This is a genomic window from Mesorhizobium sp. WSM4935 (assembly GCF_029625735.1).
Classification (GTDB): domain Bacteria; phylum Pseudomonadota; class Alphaproteobacteria; order Rhizobiales; family Rhizobiaceae; genus Mesorhizobium.
Map to the genome: position 1 here is coordinate 1 of NZ_JARTVR010000048.1, position 721 is coordinate 721.

1 protein-coding gene is annotated in these 721 nt (G+C 68.5%); it reads right to left on the reverse strand.

Features of this window, described 5'->3' with window-relative positions; genetic code table 11:
- The coding region (locus P9273_RS32040; RefSeq protein WP_278052569.1) for an autotransporter outer membrane beta-barrel domain-containing protein at window positions 1–721 on the reverse strand (721 nt) is incomplete at both ends.

Sequence of the window (721 nt, forward strand, 5' to 3'; positions counted from 1 at the left end):
TCGGCATAGAAGCCGTTGTCGCCATACCAGGTCAGCGTGCCGCCGAAGCCGTAGCCGGTGGCCCGGATGGAGCCGACGCCGTAGATCGAGGCAATGTCGGACGAGGCCGTGCCATAGTGGAAGGTCAGCCCGCCAAGCAGGATGCCGGTGGCGTCCTCATAGAGCAGCCCATCGAAGCCCGACTGCAGCTTCCAGGTGGTCACGTCGTAATCCGAGACGGTGGTGGCGCTGTCGGGACTCTGCCTGGTGTGCGCCGCCTCGATGCGGGCCCAGATCGCGCTCTGGGCCGGCACGCTGCCGATCTCGTCGGCGCCCTGGCTGGCGCCGGTCCAGGAGCGGTTGCCGACGCGCTGCTGCAGGGTGCCGAGCTCGTTCAGGCTCTGCAGCACGCCGGGATAGGCCTCGTAGATCGGCACGGCCGGCGAATAGAGCGGCTGCGGCTGACCGTTGATCAGCGCCGAGCGCAGGTACCAGTCGCCGTCCGCCGGCGTGCTGACGCCGTTCTTGTAGAGCCGATAGGCATAGGCGCCGCCGACCACCGCCTGGTCGCCCTCGAAGACATAGTCGCCGGCGAGCGAGAAGGTGCCGTCGGAGCTGCCGCCGACATCGATGATCTTGATGCCTTCGACCGTCTGCGCGCCGCCGCCGCCGAGATTGGCGACTTTGAGCGTGGTGGTGCCGGAGGTGTTGCCGGTGACGACCAGCCGGTCGGTGGCGGAGC